The organism is Candidatus Methylacidiphilales bacterium, assembly GCA_028713655.1.
GTDB lineage: Bacteria > Verrucomicrobiota > Verrucomicrobiia > Methylacidiphilales > JAAUTS01 > JAQTNW01.
On the sequence record JAQTNW010000061.1, the window covers coordinates 1 to 15,054 of the forward strand.

The window sequence follows — 15,054 nt, forward strand, 5'->3', positions numbered from 1 at the left end:
GGCGCACAGGGCTTTGATCGCCATCCCGCCCTGACCTTCACGCAGGATCCCCACCACTTGTTCTTCGCTGAATTTGCTCTTCTTCATTTGTTCTGTCCCTTCTACAGGATCAGAACTACATTTTCAAAGCGTCCCGTTTCAGGGGGTCAGGCCTAACCAGCGGCAATCCCAAGAAATGCCTGCTCTTTGAGGGTGCGGGTAAAGGCACGGGGCAATTGGTAGTCGTGTTTTTGAAATCAGATGGCACGGAAATTGGTGAAGGCCCCGGTGTGTGGCTGGATTTGAAGAACGTCCAGGAAATGTATCAGCGGGCGATGGCCACTCCCTCAAACGGTGTTGAATCACCAGTAACCTATTGCCCTGATCAACCGCCAGTGCAGAGCACAGGATACTCTTTCGACACCAGCATTCCATTTAGTCAGCCCTCGGATGAAACCAATAACTGCATCATCTTTGTTCACGGATGGAATATGCCGACTGCCCAAGCGGCAAATTGGTCAAGCACCGTTTACAAACGTCTTTGGTGGCAGGGTTACAAAGGAGGGTTTGCATCTTTTATCTGGCCTTCAGCGACGGGCCTTGGTCTTCCTTGGGAGGGTGGCCTCGATTACAACGATGGTGAATGGCGAGCTTGGAACTATGCCAGCGCGCTCAAAAACCTTTCGAGCAACTACAAATCATCCTTCACAGTGAATTTAATTGCTCACAGCCTCGGCAATGTGGTTGCTAGTGAGGCCGTTCAGATCGGAGCACCTGTGGAAGGTTATGCTCTATTGGATGGGGCAGCATCAGCGAATTGCTATAATGCAGATTTGGCTCCCGTAGCTGGGCTTCCAAAGGACAATCATCCAGATACAGCATCGGAAATGGGGTATCGCGGTTACTTCAATCCGGGGACTGTCAACCTTATCAACAACTTCCTTGAAAATGATTCAATACTCGGAATCTGGGTAATTAATAACAATCTCAAGCCTTGGAAGGGTGCGGCTTTGGTTGATAAGTATGTTTGGCAAAACGGGCATGTTGTTCGGCAGAGGCAGTTGTCTGGATGCGCTGGCGGAACAGCGGCACCGGCTGGAAACACTGGCCGGACTGGTGGAATTGTCCCGGAGAACCACGGAGCGTGAAATAGACCCGGAACTATTGGGGGACGCGGGCAGCCTGATGGTGGAGGAACTGGGAAAAATGCGGGGCTGCATGAGGAATTTGCAAAAAGTCATCAAGCGATGAAAGTGTCCCTGACAGCGACTGACCCGGCATTGCTTAATGCAGTGATCGGGCATTACCGGCCATGTGACCACGCACAGCCTGCGCCACGGAGATGCTGAAGGGCGGGGCTTCTGTCCGCCATGTGCAGGAAATGCTCGGCCATAAAAGCCTTTCCACCACCGAACGGCACTTGCGCCTGACCATTGCCGATTTGAAAGAGGCTCATACCAAGTTCCATCCGAGGGAACAGGTGAATAAAGCAACTTGAAAGTTATCTGCGACGCGCAAGAACAGAGTGATTGAGCTGACGGACTTCCGAACGTGCCTGCTCAATGCTTACGGCTTGGCCCCGCTGCATGTCTTCTTCCGAACGAATGACGGCACGCTGGGCCTGAGCTGCGGTAATGACAAAGCCGCCCATAGCGGCTGCACCCTTGAGTCGGCTGGCCCGGTACTCCATGGTTGTCTTGTCCATGTCCGAAACATACTCTTATCGGAGTGACATTCCAGCCAAATTCTCAAAGCCAGTGGAGGAAAATTCAGCAGGTGGGCCTTTGTCCTGAAATCACCAGCTTTGAAATTTATACGGAGGCCTACACCAAGCAACTCGATAACGCCCTCGTGGAAAGCGTCCGCTTTGCCAACAGCGCGCCCGGCCCCGAAGAGGTTCTTATTTTTCACCGTCTCATTTTCAGGAACATTCATCCCTGGGCGGGAACCTTTCGAGCGGCCGGAGAAATGGTTCATTTCGACGGTGGACAAATGGGCGCGGATGCCAATCGGATTGCTCCCGCCATTGAACATGTTCAGAAAGTAATGCTGGAAAGATTACAAGTTGCCGTGATGCCCCAACAAAAAGCATTGGCGATTGCTGGTTATCTGGGGGCCTTGCGCATGATTCATCCTTTCCGTGACGGCAATACCCGCACGGCAGTGGTTATTCTTGAAGGACAGGTTACGGTCCTTTTCGGAGAAAAAGAGCGTCCCTCTTTGACAGAACTGGACTTTAAGCACCTTCTGCAAGATGCCTATCGAGGTCATTTAGGGCAGCTGGCCAATCGGATTTTAGCGAGGGAAGAATTGCCCCTGATCCCCGAAACCGAGTCAGAAACCGAGAGAACTCGTCCCTTCCTTGATCCTGACATGGAAACGGTATGGTTTCAGCATCGAGAAAATATCCTACGGCAGCAGCGGGGCGACTGAACCTCTCAACTGCCAGCCTTTGATTGACTGGCTTTGTCATTTGCGTACGGCATCGTCTCGATGCCGGAAGATGGAGCGTGACGTTCCTCGAACCCGCAGCCGGGACGGGCGCGTTACGCAACCTTTTCCTTCAAATGCTTCAAATGATATTCCGGATCCACTGCTTCGCCGGTGGCTTGGCAGATCAGTTCTAAAGGTTTCAAGCAACTTCCGTGCGCATGGATTTTCAAGCGCAGCCAATTCAGGATTTCACCATATTCGCCACGGAGTAATTTCGCGTTCAGGCCCTTTATTTCCGCTTTTAGCGTGTGAGACAACTGGGCGGCGTTGAGATTTCCAAGGGTATAGGTCGGAAAATAACCAATACTGCCGCCGCTCCAATGAATGTCCTGCAGGCAACCGGCCGCGTCATCCGGTACTTTGAGGCCAAACAATTTTTCAAACCGGGAGTTCCAATATTCCGGAACTTCGCCAGCCTTCAAATCGCCTTCGATCAGGCGTTGTTCAATCTCAAATCTCAAAATGATGTGCAGGTCGTACGTCACCTCATCGGCTTCCACCCGGATGAAACTTTTTTCAATGCGGTTCGCATAGCGGGTCAGGGCCTCGGGCGAGGACCCTTTCAGTTGCGGGAAAAAATCCGTCACCACAGGGAACCAATATTCCCAGAATGCGGACGAACGCCCAATGTGATTCTCCCAAAAGCGCGACTGGGATTCATGGATGCCGAGCGAAACCGCCTCGCCCGCCGGCGTGCCATAATGTTCCCGCGGCAACCCCTGCTCGTACAATCCGTGGCCTGCCTCGTGCAGGATGCCATAGAGCGAACTGGTAAAATCAGATTCGTTATAGCGGGTTGTCAGCCTGTGATCGCCCGGCCCGATTCCGGTGCAAAAGGGATGGGCGGAGGTGTCGATGCGGCCGGCCTGAAAATCAAACCCGATTTTGGCGGCGACGAGCTGGTTGAATTTTTCCTGTTGCCCAATCGGATAGGGGCCGGGCGGCAGGATGGCGGGGTTTTCGAGGAATTTTTCCACGCCCCGGTTTGCCAGGGCGGCAACCTTGGGGGCGAGTATCTCAAAAAGTCCCGCCAATTCCTCGGAACGCGCGCCCGGCTCATATTCATCCAGAAGCGCGTCATACGGCGAGTCTTCATAACCCCAGCGCTCGGCCATCTGCAGGCGCAGCCGCACAATGGTTTCCAGGTGCGGGCGAAAAACGCCGAAATCCTTCGCCTTTCGGGCCTCGCCCCAGGCTTCATGGGCTGCGGAAGTTGCACGCTCCAATTCCTCAACCAGCTTGACCGGTATTTTGACAGCACGGTCATAGCGCTTCCGCCATTCGCGCAGATTGGCTTTCCGGATTTTGTCCAGGGAGCCTTTGGAATTTTCACAATCCGACAACCATGCGCCCGTCTTCGGCGCGGTAAAAAGCCTGTGCGACAGCGAGCATAGATGGGCCGTTTGTTCCCCGCGATAGGCCGCGCCTGCCGGAGGCAAATGGGTTTGATGGTCCCAATGCAGCAGGGCAACGGTCGTGTTGAGCAGGGCGCATTCCCGGCTTCGCTCGAAAAGTTTCTGATAGGCTTCCATGCCGAAGGATTTAGCAGGGTCAGGAGGGGATCAAGTCCGCAAAATAAAAATTATTGCGCTCCACCCCTTCGGTGCAGGTCGTGACAAGGGCGGCAACTTCATACCGGCCTTCGCGCAGGATGTTCCTCAAGGCGAGAATGCTGTCCTTGCCTCCGCTCCAACCGAGGATGATTTTTTCGCGTTGCGCTTGAGGCATGGCTTCCTGATGAACTTGCGGGCAAGCCCTAAACTTTGAGGAGCTCGGTTTCTTTGGCCGCCAGCGCCTTGTCAATCTTTTCGATATAGGTATCGGTCAGCTTCTGGACTTCCTTTTCGGAATCGGCAAACTGGTCTTCGGTCAAATCGCCGTCCTTTTGCTCCTTTTTCAACTGGTCGAGCCCGTCGCGCCGGTTGTGGCGAATGACAATGCGTCCGTCTTCGGCGATTTTTTTGACCACTTTGGTCAGGTCGCGGCGGCGTTCCTCGGAGAGTTCCGGGATCGGCAGGCGGATGATTTTTCCGTCCACCATCGGTGAAATGCCGATATTGGATTCTTCGATGGCTTTGCGGATGGGATCCACATTGGAGGCGTCCCAGGGCTGGATCATGATGAGGCGGGGTTCGGGACAGGTAATGCCGGCGAGTTCGCGCAATTGCATGCTCGTCCCATAGGTTTCGACGCGCATATGTTCCACGAGCTGGGGCGAGGCTTTGCCTGTCCGCACGGAGGTGAATTCTTCCTGCACTTTATGCAGGGTCTTTTCCATTTTTTCTTCCGTTTCCAGCAAAATATCGTCCACAGGCATGGCGTTCCTCCTACTTGTCTGTCACTAAAGTGCCAACCGTTCCGCCCAAGGCAACACGTTTTAAATTGCCGCTGCGGAACATGTCAAATACGACAATCGGAACATTGTTGTCCATGCACAAACTGAAGGCGGTTGAATCCATCACCTTCAGGCGCTGGCGCAGGCACTCAATATAGGTAAGCCGGCTGTAGCGTTTGGCGTTCGGGTTCTTTTTCGGGTCGCTGTCGTAAATGCCATCCACTTTCGTCGCCTTCAAAAGAATGTCCGCGCCGATCTCGCTGGCGCGCAGGGCTGCGGTGGTGTCGGTTGAAAAATAGGGATTTCCGGTACCCGCCACAAAAATGACGACACGGTTTTTTTCCAGGTGCCGGATGGCGCGGCGTCGGATGAAAGGCTCGGCCACATTTTTCATTTCGATTGCGGTCTGTACCCGGGTGAATACGCCTTCCTGTTCGAGCGCATCCTGCAGGGCCAATCCATTGATAACAGTGGCCAGCATGCCCATGTAATCGGCGGTGGTGCGGTCCATGCCTTGATTGCTACGCGTCAGTCCGCGCCAGATATTTCCACCCCCGATGACAAGGGCCACCTGCACTCCCATTTCATGGATTTCCTTGACCTGGCAGGCGATGCTCCGGGTGACCGGAGCGGAAATCGGGTTGTTTTCATCGGCCAACACTTCGCCGCTCAGCTTGACTATAATGCGCTTGTACTTGGGTTTAGAGGCCGGAAACCGGGTGGAGGAACGGGGTGGCATGCAAGTGACTATCCGGCGACAGAGAGCAGGCTGTCAATCGGAAATGTTTGCCAACCGTCATCTGTTTGTGACATGTCTTGGATACCCTCCAAAACATTTATGAAAATCCTGCTGGCGGAAGATGACACCGCATCCCGCGCCTTGTTGGAAAACAAGCTCCGGGAAATGGGACACGAAGTCTTTTCGGCCCCCGATGGTGAAGTAGCCTGGGATCGCTTTCTCGGGAGCGGCTGCTCGGTCGTAGTCAGCGACTGGGCGATGCCGCGCCTGGATGGCGTGGATCTTTGCAGGCGGATTCGGGAATACCGTTCTCCCGGGTATGTTTATTTTATCCTGCAAACCGCCCGCACCGGTTCGGAGGACTACCTCAAGGCCATGCATGAGGGAGTGGACGATTTTCTTCCGAAACCGGTTGATTTTCAGGAACTGGAAATCCGGTTGCAGGTGGCCGGCCGGATCATCGGCTACAAAACCACGATCCAGCAGCTCCAATCCCTGTTGCCGATTTGCATGTACTGCAAAAAGGTCCGGGCTGACCGTGAATATTGGCAACAGGTGGAAAGCTATATTCGGGACAAAATAGGGACCAATTTTTCACATGGCGTATGCCCGGATTGCTACACCCAGTTCGTCACGCCGCAGTTGAATGAATTGGCCGGTGATGCGCAGACAGGCTAACCCAACAGGCTCTTGGCCGCTTTGACAAAGCCTTCGGCGTTCAGCCCGTACTTATTGTACAACTCATCCGCCATGTAGGCCGACTGGCCGAACTCGCCCGGGATGCCCAGGCTCCTGGCTTTGACAACATGGCCCGCATTGACCAAGGCATGCACCAGTTGCGATCCAAACCCGCAGACGACCTGATGGTCTTCCATGGTCACAAGTTTTCCCCCGGTTTTTTTCACCGCGGCGCCGATGGTTTCCAGATCAAGCCGGTTCACAAAGGGGCTGTTGATGACCGTGGCGCTGATTTTTTCCGCCTTGAGCAGATCGGCGGCCTGCAAGGCCTTCCCGACCAGAGGCCCGTTGGTTACTAATGTAATGTCAGAGCCCTCGCGCAGCGCCTGGGCCTTGCCCCACTCATAGGTTGCGCCTTCCTTCCAATACACCGGGTAGTTTTCGCGTCCGAGGAAGAACACCGCGGATTCGCCCTCATGGCCCGACTCGCGGGCCTCCGCGATGCGGGTGATCGCCTGATACAAATACGCCTCGGCTTCGTCCGCGCAGGAACAGGCAATGACCACTGTGTGCGGAATCGGGCTCGTCGCGGCAAAATAGGTCGTCGCCTGGTGCGAAGCCCCGTCGGCGGCATCTTGGAAACCGGTGTGCGAGAAAAGCGCGATCACCGGCGCCTGCGATAACGCAGACATCGTAAGCGGCAGATTACCCTTGGTGACTCCAAACTGCGCAAAGGTATCCACAATCGGGATCAGCCCCAGCTTCGACAGCCCGGCGGCCGTGCTCACCATGTTGGACTCGGCGACACCCACGTCGATGGCCCGCTCCGGAAAAGTTTTTTGGAATCCGGCGATGCCGGTGGATCCGGCCAAATCGGCTGAAACCGAAAAGATCGGGTAGCCTTCCTTGACGGCACGGATCGCGGCCTTGGACAACCCTTCCTGGATTTTGGTTTTTTTGACCACGGTCATAGAGGGCGTGGCGGGAGGCGCGGCCTTTTTTGCGGCTTCCTTTTGTTCCCAAAGCGCACGCAGTTCTTTGGCCCAGGCCATGAACTCTTCCGGCGCATTGTTGTGATAAATCTCGTTGACCCAATCGATGATTTTTTCGCCATTGGCCAGGGGGAAACCGTGCCCGCCCGAGGAACTGGCTTCGGTCGATTTGATGCCAAAACCCTTGACGGTTTTCAACCAAAGCGCCACGGGTTTGGTAGTGTCTTTTCTTGCGGCATCGATGGCCTTTTCAACCGCCAGGTAAACCGCCTGCAGGTCGTTCCCTTTTTCCTCGTGAATGACGTTCCACCCCAGCGTGGCCAGGGATTCAAACGTCGGATGCATGCTGAACGAATCCTTCGTGATGCGGCCCGACAACTTGGTGTCGTTGTCCGAAAGCACCAGAACGTAGGGGGCCATCACGCCGCGGTGGGCAAGGCCGGGAATGGCGGCGAAGGCTTCCTTGGCTTCGCCTTCCATGGCGGCGCCATCGGAAACGACACAGATGGTGACGCGGTCCTTGTGTGTGACGCCGTCGGCGAGGGCCAGGCCCTGGGTTTGAGGCAGACTGGAACCGAGCGGGCCGTTGCTGAGCAGGACCCCTTCGGGGTTGAGGTGCGATTCCCCGTGGCCCGTCAGCTTGCTTTTGATGCTGCGGAACGCCCTGAGGTCCTCGTACTTCATGTTGTCGAAGCCGTAATTGGCGCGCAGGGCGTAAACGCCGTTTTCCGTGTGGCCGGCGTCGTTGGAAAAATTATAAGCCTCGTGCCATTCCCGGCCTTTGACCGAAAACATGATGGCATGGATGGAGGCCATCGCCTCAGCCAAGGCCGCCGGGCCGCCCCAGTGACAAGCCGCGCCGTGGTTCACCGCATGCACATCCATCAAGGCGACCGCCGCGCGCGTCGCATTGGGATCGGCCACAACCACTTCCTCGCCTTTGGCATTCCGGATCTTGACCGAATATTTCGGGCCGGATTTCGGAGTAGAGGCAAGTTTGGATTTGAGGAGCAACGGCTTCAATGCCGGAGCTTCCTGTTTGTCAACAACGGTGGTGTCAGCGCCCATTTTTAGTTTCCTGTAATCGGGGTTAAGCCTGGCTGAGGCAATCGAAGAAAAGAATTGCCGAAGCCGCGCGGAGTGGCAAGGCGAAAGCAAATGATTCACCATGGAAGAGAATCAAAGTATTTAACGTAAAGCCATCCGCCAGGGGACGGATTCGTCCCGTGTGCGAACAAGAGACGCAAAAATGGAACGGATTTTTTACCACGAAACACACAAAAATCACGAAAGGAAGGCAAAACACATTTTTTTGACAGGATTAACAGTATGCATAGGATTTGGGACAATACATGATTCTACGCGTAGCGTTTTGGATTGCGCAGACATGTCTGCGCTTTGGAGTTTGACGCTTTACAGGGGGGTCAGAAGCGTGTGAAACATTCGGGTTAGGGATCGAAGCTTTCTTGTAAGTCGCGCAACTCTGCGTAATACTGGCTCTTTATGGCCGACCCCTTGAAGCAGAAAATTTTGATCATCGATGACGAAACCGACGTCCATTATTCCTTTGAACGCCTGCTGGCAAAGGAGCCCGTCACAATCGTAACCGCTTCCAACAGCGAGGAAGGCCTCCGCGTCCTGAAAAAGGAGAAACCGGATGTCGTGGTCATGGACATCCGGATGGGCAAGGAAAGCGGCCTGGACACGTTGCGCGAAATCCGCAAGTCCAACCCTGCGCAGATTGTCATCATGATGACGGCCTACGGAACGTCCCAGACCGCCATCGAAGCCATGAAGCTCGGGGCTTTTGATTATACGCTCAAGCCGTTTGATATTCCCCAGTTAAAAAACCTGCTCCAGCGCGCGCTTGATGCCGCGAACGCGCTCAAATCCAACGCGGTGCTGCCGGTATCCCTGGATGCGGATGATTTTCGAACCGGCATTGTCGGGAGTTCGCAGGCCATGCAGCAGGTGTACAAACTGGTCGGCCAGGTCGCCCCCACGGATGCAACCGCGCTGGTCACCGGCGAGAGTGGAACGGGCAAGGAACTTGTGGCACGGGCGATCCACGCAAACAGCAACCGCAGCAACGCGACTTTTGTCGCCATCAATTGCGCCGCCATTCCGGAAAACCTGCTGGAAAGCGAATTGTTCGGCCACGAAAAGGGTTCTTTCACCGGAGCAATGAACCAGCGCATCGGACGTTTTGAGCAGTGCGACGGCGGCACCTTGTTCCTGGATGAAATCGGCGAAATGCCGCTGGCCGTCCAATCCAAGCTGCTTCGTGTGTTGCAAGACGGGGAAATGACACGCGTCGGCGGAAACAAGCCCATCCGTGTCAGTGTGCGGATCATCGCCGCCACCAACCGCGATCTCTGGCAAGCCTGCAAGAGCAAGGAGTTCCGGGAGGACCTGTACTACCGGCTTAATGTGTTCAGCATCAGCCTGCCTCCGCTCCGCTCGCGGAGGACCGACATCAACGGACTGGTGTCGTACTTCATGAACAAATGGCGTACGAGAAATGCCGGCGGCCCCGGAAAAATCTCGGAAGATGCCCTCAAGCTTTTGGAGTCTTACAATTGGCCCGGCAACGTGCGCGAGCTTGAGAATTGCATCCAGCGCGCCATGGTGCTCGTCTCCGGCGACACAATTACACCGAAGGATCTTCCACCCGAAGTTGCAGGGTCCGCTGCCCCGCCCGGATCGTCCGGCACAACATCAGCGTCGGCGGAACCCGTGTCTGTCGGCGCCACGCTGGACGACGCCTTCAGGACCCTGTTTGAGACCGTCAGACAGGACCCGAAATTGAAGCTGCTTCCGGCCATGGAACGCGAATTCATTGTTCGTTCGCTGGATCTAACTTCGGGGAACCAGGTGCAGGCGGCGAAAATGCTCGGCATTACCCGCGCCACCCTGCGCAAACGGGTGGAAAAATTCGGCATTCAGAAAAAGTTGCAAATTGATTAGCGCCAGCCCGGATGTTTCACCCGCTTCTGAAAAGCCCTGCAAAGTGTCTTGCCAAAAGACCTGGCAAAATCAGGGGTGCACCCACATCCGGGCTAAAAGCGGAATACTGAAAGCTCGCCGTTTCAAACGGGCAGCGCTGCCTGCTTCAGGTGTTTGCCCAAGAGCGCCTTGAGTTCATTGAGACAAAAGGGTTTGCTGATAAATTCCAAAGCCCCCAGCTTTTTGGCACGGGTTAGCTCCCGGGGGCCGGGCAGGGCTGACATGAAAATAAACGGGATTTGCTTCAAGCCGGGTATGCCGTGCAGCATCTCGCAGAATTCAAGGCCGTTGAGTTCGGGCATATTGACATCGCAAAGGATCAGGTCGGGTTGAAATTTCTCCACCAATTCGAGGGCCTGGGAACCGTCGTGTGTACAACAAACATCAAAGTCTTGCATCGAAAAATAACTTTCGAGAACTTGAAGCAGGGCCGCCTCGTCATCCACGATCAACAGCTTGTGATTCGCTGCTCTGGATTCCTCACTCACACCCATTACACTACCTTTGTAGAGGTGTTCGTTTCAACAAAAAACCACGATGCTTGCCCCTGTGGAGCAGGATTTATTCGTTGTTTTACTCCAGCGACTGAGAAGGTTGCGCCAGAAAAGAGAGCTAACCCAGGAGGCTTTTGCCGAAAAAGCCCAGGTTTCCTATAAATATTACCAGGCCATCGAGGGAGGCCGGAAACGCGACCTGAGGCTTTCGACCCTGGCCAAGCTGGCCGCAGCCCACGGGATCAGCCTGTCGGAGCTCCTGGATTTTCCCCGGCCTGTAATGACAGCCCGCGTGGCGGACAAAGCAACCCAATACCGCTTCAAAAAGAACGGTCCCAAGCCGAAATAATTCAGTTAAAGCCTATTTCCCTGCACGCGGCTGGGATTCCGTCCTGCTTGGCCGACGTTGTGGCATACAGAACCTGGGCTTCCGCCGGCAACAAGCTCCAGAAGTGGGCACGGCGCTCGGGGTCCAGGTCCGTAAGCGCATCATCGATCAACAGCATCGGCCAGACGCCCCGGTTTTCCCGAATGAGCTGGATTTCCAATAGCCTGAAAGCCAGCGCCGCCGATTTGACCTGGCCTTCGGACCCATAGTCGCGCAGCGGCTTGTCGAAAAGCGAAAGAAGCCAGTCATCGCGATGCGGACCCAAGCACGCTGTGCCTCGCTCCCGTTCCTTCTGCCAGAGAGCATCGCGCGAAAGAGCCAGATGCCGCGGGATGGCGGGCTCAAAACGAATCTCTGCGCTTTCCTCGCGGCCGGTCAAGTCGCAATAATACCGCGCGAGCAAGGGGGCGGCCTTTTCGGTGAACTCCAATCGAAAGCCATGAATTTCACGGCTCGCTTGCTCTAATTGACGGGTCAATCCCGTCCAGATCGCGCGGCTTGGGTCCTGCTGGCGGAGCAGTGCGTTTTTTTGTTTCAGCAAAAGCTGGCATTTCTGGATCAGGGAAAGATAGGGCGTGTGCATGGAGGACAAAAGGCCGTCCACCCATTGGCGACGCGCCTGAGCCCCGCCCTGGACAATCTGCCGGTCGTTGTTTTGAAACACCACGCACGGCGAACGGCCCCAAAATTCCCGGATCGTCAGATTTTCCGACCGGTCAACGGCAAGGTTGCGTTCGTTTTCGCCCCACTCGATTTTCAGTTTCTGAAAGTCCGTGTTCTTGAACCAGCCTGCGACGCCGAATTGCTCGCAACCCCAGTGGATCAGCTCGCGGGTTTGATGGGTGCGGAACGAGCGGCAGCGGGACAACATGTAAACCGCCTCAAGGACGGAGGTTTTGCCCCGGCCATTGGCGCCCGCCAGCACGTTGAATTGTGAAAGTTCGGGCAGCTCAAGATCCGCGTGGCAGCGGAAATTGAGAATGTGAAGTCGAACCAGCATGGGATCATGCTTGCTGATTTAACGCCGGGACGCAAAGAGCATTTCACCGCAGAGGCGACGGGAACGCAGAGGACGCCAAGGAAGTGAAACTCCCCCGTAGTTCGCGTCTTTTGTGTTCATGGGAGCGTGGGCGTCTCGCCTGCACTTTCCGGCATCTTGCCGGAAAGGCTCTATTATTTTCATCTTGCCTGAGTTTGAACGTTAGCCGTCACCTGTCCGGAACACCTGGTACCCGATGCTGCTTAGCAGCCGAAGTGCCAGCGTGTGATGGGTTGGCTGGACTGGCTGGTTCGACATTTTCATCTTGCTATCTGTATCCCAATGATCAGGAGAGGGGCGGCAACGCCAACAAGTAAACACCATGTAGCGGTCTTGCCGTGGCCGAATTTATAGGCCATGACAACACCTAAAATCACATTCAGCACAAGACTTAACGCCATGATCCAAACAAACCAGTCCATAAGGTCGGACGATAGAGTGGATATATGGTCCGACGTCTTGAATCCGAGACCAGTGTGAAGCGTGGAAAGTAATCCGAGAAAACCATGTGTTTGCTTCTGCGAACCATGCAGCCAAATCTTCTGCATAATCCCAGTAGCGGCAAAGAAACAGATCATTGGGGCAAAAATGCAGCCGATGTAGAGGTGGATAGAACGTAGAGTCTTCATTGTTATGTCGAACGCCCAAGCTGACTCACCATCCTGTAGCGCCAGCGGAAGGATCGTTGAGTCCAGCGCTTTGTTCGACGGCCTTCATGTTTGTCTGGAGAAACTGCTGGACGTCTATTATGCGCCCGCTATGGGCCGACTCGATGGCCGCAAAAAGCAACGCACAACATTGAATATTGTCGTCCAGATTGTTTGGCGGCGCATCGCCGCCGTTGAGCCAGTTCACAAACAATTCCGCCAGCCAAGGATTCATCCATGCCGGTTGTTGAAGCATCGGCAAATCCTGAGAAAGCGGTTTGTCCCACGCCCCACCTCGCAGTACCCGCAACCAGCGCCGGTCGAGTTCCAGGGTGCCGTCTTCACACTCGGCTCGAAAGTACTCGTTTGTCCAGCCGTTCATCGTCGAGGCATTGGCCTTGGCGCCTTCATACAGGCACTTAACACCGTTCTCCATCTCAATCGTCACCATGCCAGTGGAGTCACCCGCATAATGACCCCATGGCGGATTCCAGGTCAACGCATAGACGGATTTCGCATTTGAACCCGTCAATGCGCGCAAAATGTCAAAATGATGAACCGTTCCCTCGACGAGCAAAGGATCGGCGATCTCGTGACGGAACTTGCCCCAACTGGCAAACTCACGACAGTTGTGCGTGAAGCGCCCGACAATGTAATTCAACCGTCCATGTCTGCCGCTCTTGATTTGCGCTTCCAGCGTCTGTTTGTCCTGATCAAACCGATGACTCATGGTCACCGCCATCATCAGCCCGGCATTCCTGACCTTGCGATAGATGCGACATGTTGCCGCCATCGTGTCGGCGATCGGTTTCTCCGAGAGAATATGACATCCGTGCTGAACGGCGAGATCCACCATTTGCTCGTGATAAGCCGGCGGCACAACGATCGTAACAAAATCGGCCTTGGCTTCGCCGAACGCCTTCTCTGCACTGGTAAAAAGTTGATCGTCAGCAAGACCCAGTTGAGTTTTGGCCTTGCCGAGCGTCTCCCGATTGATGTCAACTGCGGCAACCGGCACCGCCAATCCAAGGTCTTTGAGTCGGGGCAGGACGGCATTACACCAATGTTGCCCGAAGCCCCCTACGCCAATGTGAATGTATTGAAGAGGTTTATTCATTTGGGAAAATCATCCGGTATGGGGAGCGCCGCAACGGAGTGTCCTTTGGCTTTCTCGGCGCTGTAGTGCAGGTGCCCGATGCGACCGCCTGCTGGCGTGGCATCCTCGAACCAGAATGCCTCGAAGTCTTCGTAGACTTCGACCACGTCATGTTCGTCGCCTGCCTTTGTGCAGACAATGTCGCCGGGGCCTACATAGAACGTCTGCCCTTCTGTCATGACCTTAGCCTTGCCACGGAAGACCAGCCAGTACTCGTGGCAATCGTGGTAATGACAGTCGAACCACCCCCCCGAATAGGGGACCCGAAAAATTCCAGCGCTTGTCACCCCGCTCCATTTCGGGCGGTTCTTTTTCCCCATCGCTTTCTCTTTGGTTTTGAAAACAGGCATGTGTTTCTCCTTCCTTCGTCGAACGTTACCGGTCAGCCGCAGAGCGAAGCGAGGTTGGCTGGACCGGATGGTTCGCTCATTTTGCCTTTAGGAGGCTGTTAAAGTATGCCTCATAATCCTTCTGAGTTTTTTTGTTCTCATCAAAGTTTTTACCGAGACGAATGGTTTCTCCTTCAGATTTTGTGATCCGCATGACCATCACAGTATAGGTGTAACCATCGGGGAAGAACTGATTCATTTGCTTTAGTCTGGTTTTATTGTCCTGGCGATCTACCCGTTCTTGGTTAGACTCTTCCACCAAGGCTTGACGATGAAATGATGCAATCGTCATTCGTATTCTTTCTGCTTCTTCAGGGCTGAGGTACCTCTTTGCAACCGGAAGGTCGTGTTGGCCATTCTGAATATATGACAAAATGATTTTGCCGTCTGGAAGGCGTTGAACGACAATTTGGCGGTCAATAGTGTAGTAGTCACCCTGACTACTTTCCTCACCGAAACTGAAGGCTTGCCAGTTTGCTTTTTCGAACTGATCAAGGCGCCAAAGCTCCACTTTTTCTGGTTCCCGTGAATAGGCGAAGGCGGAAACACATAAAAAGAGAAGAAGTGTCAGCAGGAATTTCATTTAATTCAGCGAACGTCACCGGTCAGCCGACGAGCGAAGCGAGGTTGGCTGGACCGGCTGGTTCGATTTTTTGTTTTTATCCTCTAGCTTAAAATTGCGGAGTGCTAACTGCATGATCGGATGAGGCCAAGACTCA

At 54.7% G+C, this 15,054-nt stretch carries 17 protein-coding genes; 5 read left to right on the forward strand and 12 right to left on the reverse strand.

The features are described from left to right. Positions 1-224 precede the first annotated feature (224 nt). The gene (locus PHD76_14235) at positions 225-1,127 is read left to right on the forward strand and encodes an alpha/beta hydrolase (protein MDD5262998.1); all 903 of its coding nucleotides are present in this window, start codon (positions 225-227) and stop codon (positions 1,125-1,127) included. 353 nt (positions 1,128-1,480) lie between these two features. Here the strand turns inward: PHD76_14235 and PHD76_14240 are convergent, their stop codons facing one another. Then, the gene (locus PHD76_14240; protein ID MDD5262999.1) at positions 1,481-1,684 is read right to left on the reverse strand and encodes a hypothetical protein; all 204 of its coding nucleotides are present in this window, start codon (positions 1,682-1,684) and stop codon (positions 1,481-1,483) included. A 23-nt stretch (positions 1,685-1,707) separates the two neighbouring features. Here PHD76_14240 and PHD76_14245 point away from each other — a divergent pair, with 23 nt between their 5' ends. Continuing rightward, positions 1,708-2,412 carry a Fic family protein gene (locus tag PHD76_14245; protein ID MDD5263000.1) on the forward strand — a complete coding sequence of 235 codons (705 nt, stop codon included), beginning with the start codon at positions 1,708-1,710 and terminating at the stop codon, positions 2,410-2,412. Between the two features lie 113 nt (positions 2,413-2,525). On the opposite strand, the gene PHD76_14250 is transcribed toward PHD76_14245, so the two are convergent. The 4 genes from PHD76_14250 to pyrH are packed head-to-tail and all read right to left on the reverse strand — an operon-like array spanning position 2,526 to position 5,546. After that, complete coding sequence (locus tag PHD76_14250; protein ID MDD5263001.1) at positions 2,526-4,004, reverse strand: carboxypeptidase M32; 1,479 nt, start codon at positions 4,002-4,004, stop codon at positions 2,526-2,528. Between the two features lie 19 nt (positions 4,005-4,023). Then, a complete protein-coding gene (locus PHD76_14255) occupies positions 4,024-4,200 on the reverse strand; it encodes a hypothetical protein (protein ID MDD5263002.1) in 177 nt (58 codons plus the stop codon). 28 nt (positions 4,201-4,228) lie between these two features. After that, positions 4,229-4,789, reverse strand: a complete 561-nt coding sequence (gene frr, locus PHD76_14260; protein MDD5263003.1) for a ribosome recycling factor — start codon at positions 4,787-4,789, stop codon at positions 4,229-4,231. 10 nt (positions 4,790-4,799) lie between these two features. Next, positions 4,800-5,546 carry a UMP kinase gene (gene pyrH, locus PHD76_14265; GenBank protein ID MDD5263004.1) on the reverse strand — a complete coding sequence of 249 codons (747 nt, stop codon included), beginning with the start codon at positions 5,544-5,546 and terminating at the stop codon, positions 4,800-4,802. A 99-nt stretch (positions 5,547-5,645) separates the two neighbouring features. Between pyrH and PHD76_14270 the strand changes: the two genes are divergently transcribed. After that, positions 5,646-6,224: a response regulator transcription factor gene (locus PHD76_14270; protein ID MDD5263005.1), complete on the forward strand. Its 579-nt coding sequence runs from the start codon at positions 5,646-5,648 to the stop codon at positions 6,222-6,224. Here the strand turns inward: PHD76_14270 and PHD76_14275 are convergent. Then, positions 6,221-8,284, reverse strand: a complete 2,064-nt coding sequence (locus tag PHD76_14275) for a transketolase C-terminal domain-containing protein (GenBank protein ID MDD5263006.1) — start codon at positions 8,282-8,284, stop codon at positions 6,221-6,223. The two genes, PHD76_14270 and PHD76_14275, sit on opposite strands and share 4 nt — an antisense overlap. Positions 8,285-8,719: 435 nt before the next feature. Between PHD76_14275 and PHD76_14280 the strand changes: the two genes are divergently transcribed. Further along, positions 8,720-10,183 carry a sigma-54 dependent transcriptional regulator gene (locus PHD76_14280; GenBank protein MDD5263007.1) on the forward strand — a complete coding sequence of 488 codons (1,464 nt, stop codon included), beginning with the start codon at positions 8,720-8,722 and terminating at the stop codon, positions 10,181-10,183. 122 nt (positions 10,184-10,305) lie between these two features. On the opposite strand, the gene PHD76_14285 is transcribed toward PHD76_14280, so the two are convergent. Next, entirely contained in the window at positions 10,306-10,710 is a 405-nt protein-coding gene (locus PHD76_14285) for a response regulator (GenBank protein ID MDD5263008.1), read from the reverse strand. A gap of 49 nt (positions 10,711-10,759) precedes the next feature. Here PHD76_14285 and PHD76_14290 point away from each other — a divergent pair, with 49 nt between their 5' ends. After that, positions 10,760-11,065, forward strand: coding sequence for a helix-turn-helix transcriptional regulator (locus PHD76_14290; GenBank protein ID MDD5263009.1), 306 nt, complete (start codon positions 10,760-10,762; stop codon positions 11,063-11,065). A 1-nt stretch (position 11,066) separates the two neighbouring features. On the opposite strand, the gene recF is transcribed toward PHD76_14290, so the two are convergent. The 5 genes from recF to PHD76_14315 all read right to left on the reverse strand — a co-directional run bounded on the left by recF (position 11,067) and on the right by PHD76_14315 (position 14,918). After that, on the reverse strand, positions 11,067-12,104 hold the full coding sequence (recF, locus tag PHD76_14295; GenBank protein MDD5263010.1) for a DNA replication and repair protein RecF: 1,038 nt from the start codon (positions 12,102-12,104) through the stop codon (positions 11,067-11,069). A gap of 299 nt (positions 12,105-12,403) precedes the next feature. Continuing rightward, positions 12,404-12,772, reverse strand: a complete 369-nt coding sequence (locus tag PHD76_14300) for a hypothetical protein (GenBank protein ID MDD5263011.1) — start codon at positions 12,770-12,772, stop codon at positions 12,404-12,406. A gap of 25 nt (positions 12,773-12,797) precedes the next feature. Then, positions 12,798-13,907, reverse strand: a complete 1,110-nt coding sequence (locus PHD76_14305; protein MDD5263012.1) for a Gfo/Idh/MocA family oxidoreductase — start codon at positions 13,905-13,907, stop codon at positions 12,798-12,800. Beyond that, entirely contained in the window at positions 13,904-14,296 is a 393-nt protein-coding gene (locus PHD76_14310) for a cupin domain-containing protein (protein ID MDD5263013.1), read from the reverse strand. The genes PHD76_14305 and PHD76_14310 overlap by 4 nt, the downstream gene beginning before the upstream one ends. Before the next feature lie 76 nt (positions 14,297-14,372). Next, positions 14,373-14,918 (reverse strand): hypothetical protein, encoded by a 546-nt coding sequence (locus PHD76_14315; protein ID MDD5263014.1) that lies wholly within the window; start codon positions 14,916-14,918, stop codon positions 14,373-14,375. Between the last annotated feature and the right edge of the window lie 136 nt (positions 14,919-15,054).

Bases quoted from the DNA above. Each gene is read 5' to 3' on its own strand.
- PHD76_14240 (MDD5262999.1), bottom strand. From the start codon at position 1,684: ATGGACAAGACAACCATGGAGTACCGGGCCAGCCGACTCAAGGGTGCA.
- PHD76_14250 (MDD5263001.1), bottom strand. From the start codon at position 4,004: ATGGAAGCCTATCAGAAACTTTTCGAGCGAAGCCGGGAATGCGCCCTG.
- PHD76_14255 (MDD5263002.1), bottom strand. From the start codon at position 4,200: ATGCCTCAAGCGCAACGCGAAAAAATCATCCTCGGTTGGAGCGGAGGC.
- frr (MDD5263003.1), bottom strand. From the start codon at position 4,789: ATGCCTGTGGACGATATTTTGCTGGAAACGGAAGAAAAAATGGAAAAG.
- pyrH (MDD5263004.1), bottom strand. From the start codon at position 5,546: ATGCCACCCCGTTCCTCCACCCGGTTTCCGGCCTCTAAACCCAAGTAC.
- PHD76_14270 (MDD5263005.1), top strand. From the start codon at position 5,646: ATGAAAATCCTGCTGGCGGAAGATGACACCGCATCCCGCGCCTTGTTG.
- PHD76_14275 (MDD5263006.1), bottom strand. From the start codon at position 8,284: ATGGGCGCTGACACCACCGTTGTTGACAAACAGGAAGCTCCGGCATTG.
- PHD76_14280 (MDD5263007.1), top strand. From the start codon at position 8,720: ATGGCCGACCCCTTGAAGCAGAAAATTTTGATCATCGATGACGAAACC.
- PHD76_14290 (MDD5263009.1), top strand. From the start codon at position 10,760: ATGCTTGCCCCTGTGGAGCAGGATTTATTCGTTGTTTTACTCCAGCGA.
- recF (MDD5263010.1), bottom strand. From the start codon at position 12,104: ATGCTGGTTCGACTTCACATTCTCAATTTCCGCTGCCACGCGGATCTT.
- PHD76_14300 (MDD5263011.1), bottom strand. From the start codon at position 12,772: ATGAAGACTCTACGTTCTATCCACCTCTACATCGGCTGCATTTTTGCC.
- PHD76_14305 (MDD5263012.1), bottom strand. From the start codon at position 13,907: ATGAATAAACCTCTTCAATACATTCACATTGGCGTAGGGGGCTTCGGG.
- PHD76_14310 (MDD5263013.1), bottom strand. From the start codon at position 14,296: ATGCCTGTTTTCAAAACCAAAGAGAAAGCGATGGGGAAAAAGAACCGC.
- PHD76_14315 (MDD5263014.1), bottom strand. From the start codon at position 14,918: ATGAAATTCCTGCTGACACTTCTTCTCTTTTTATGTGTTTCCGCCTTC.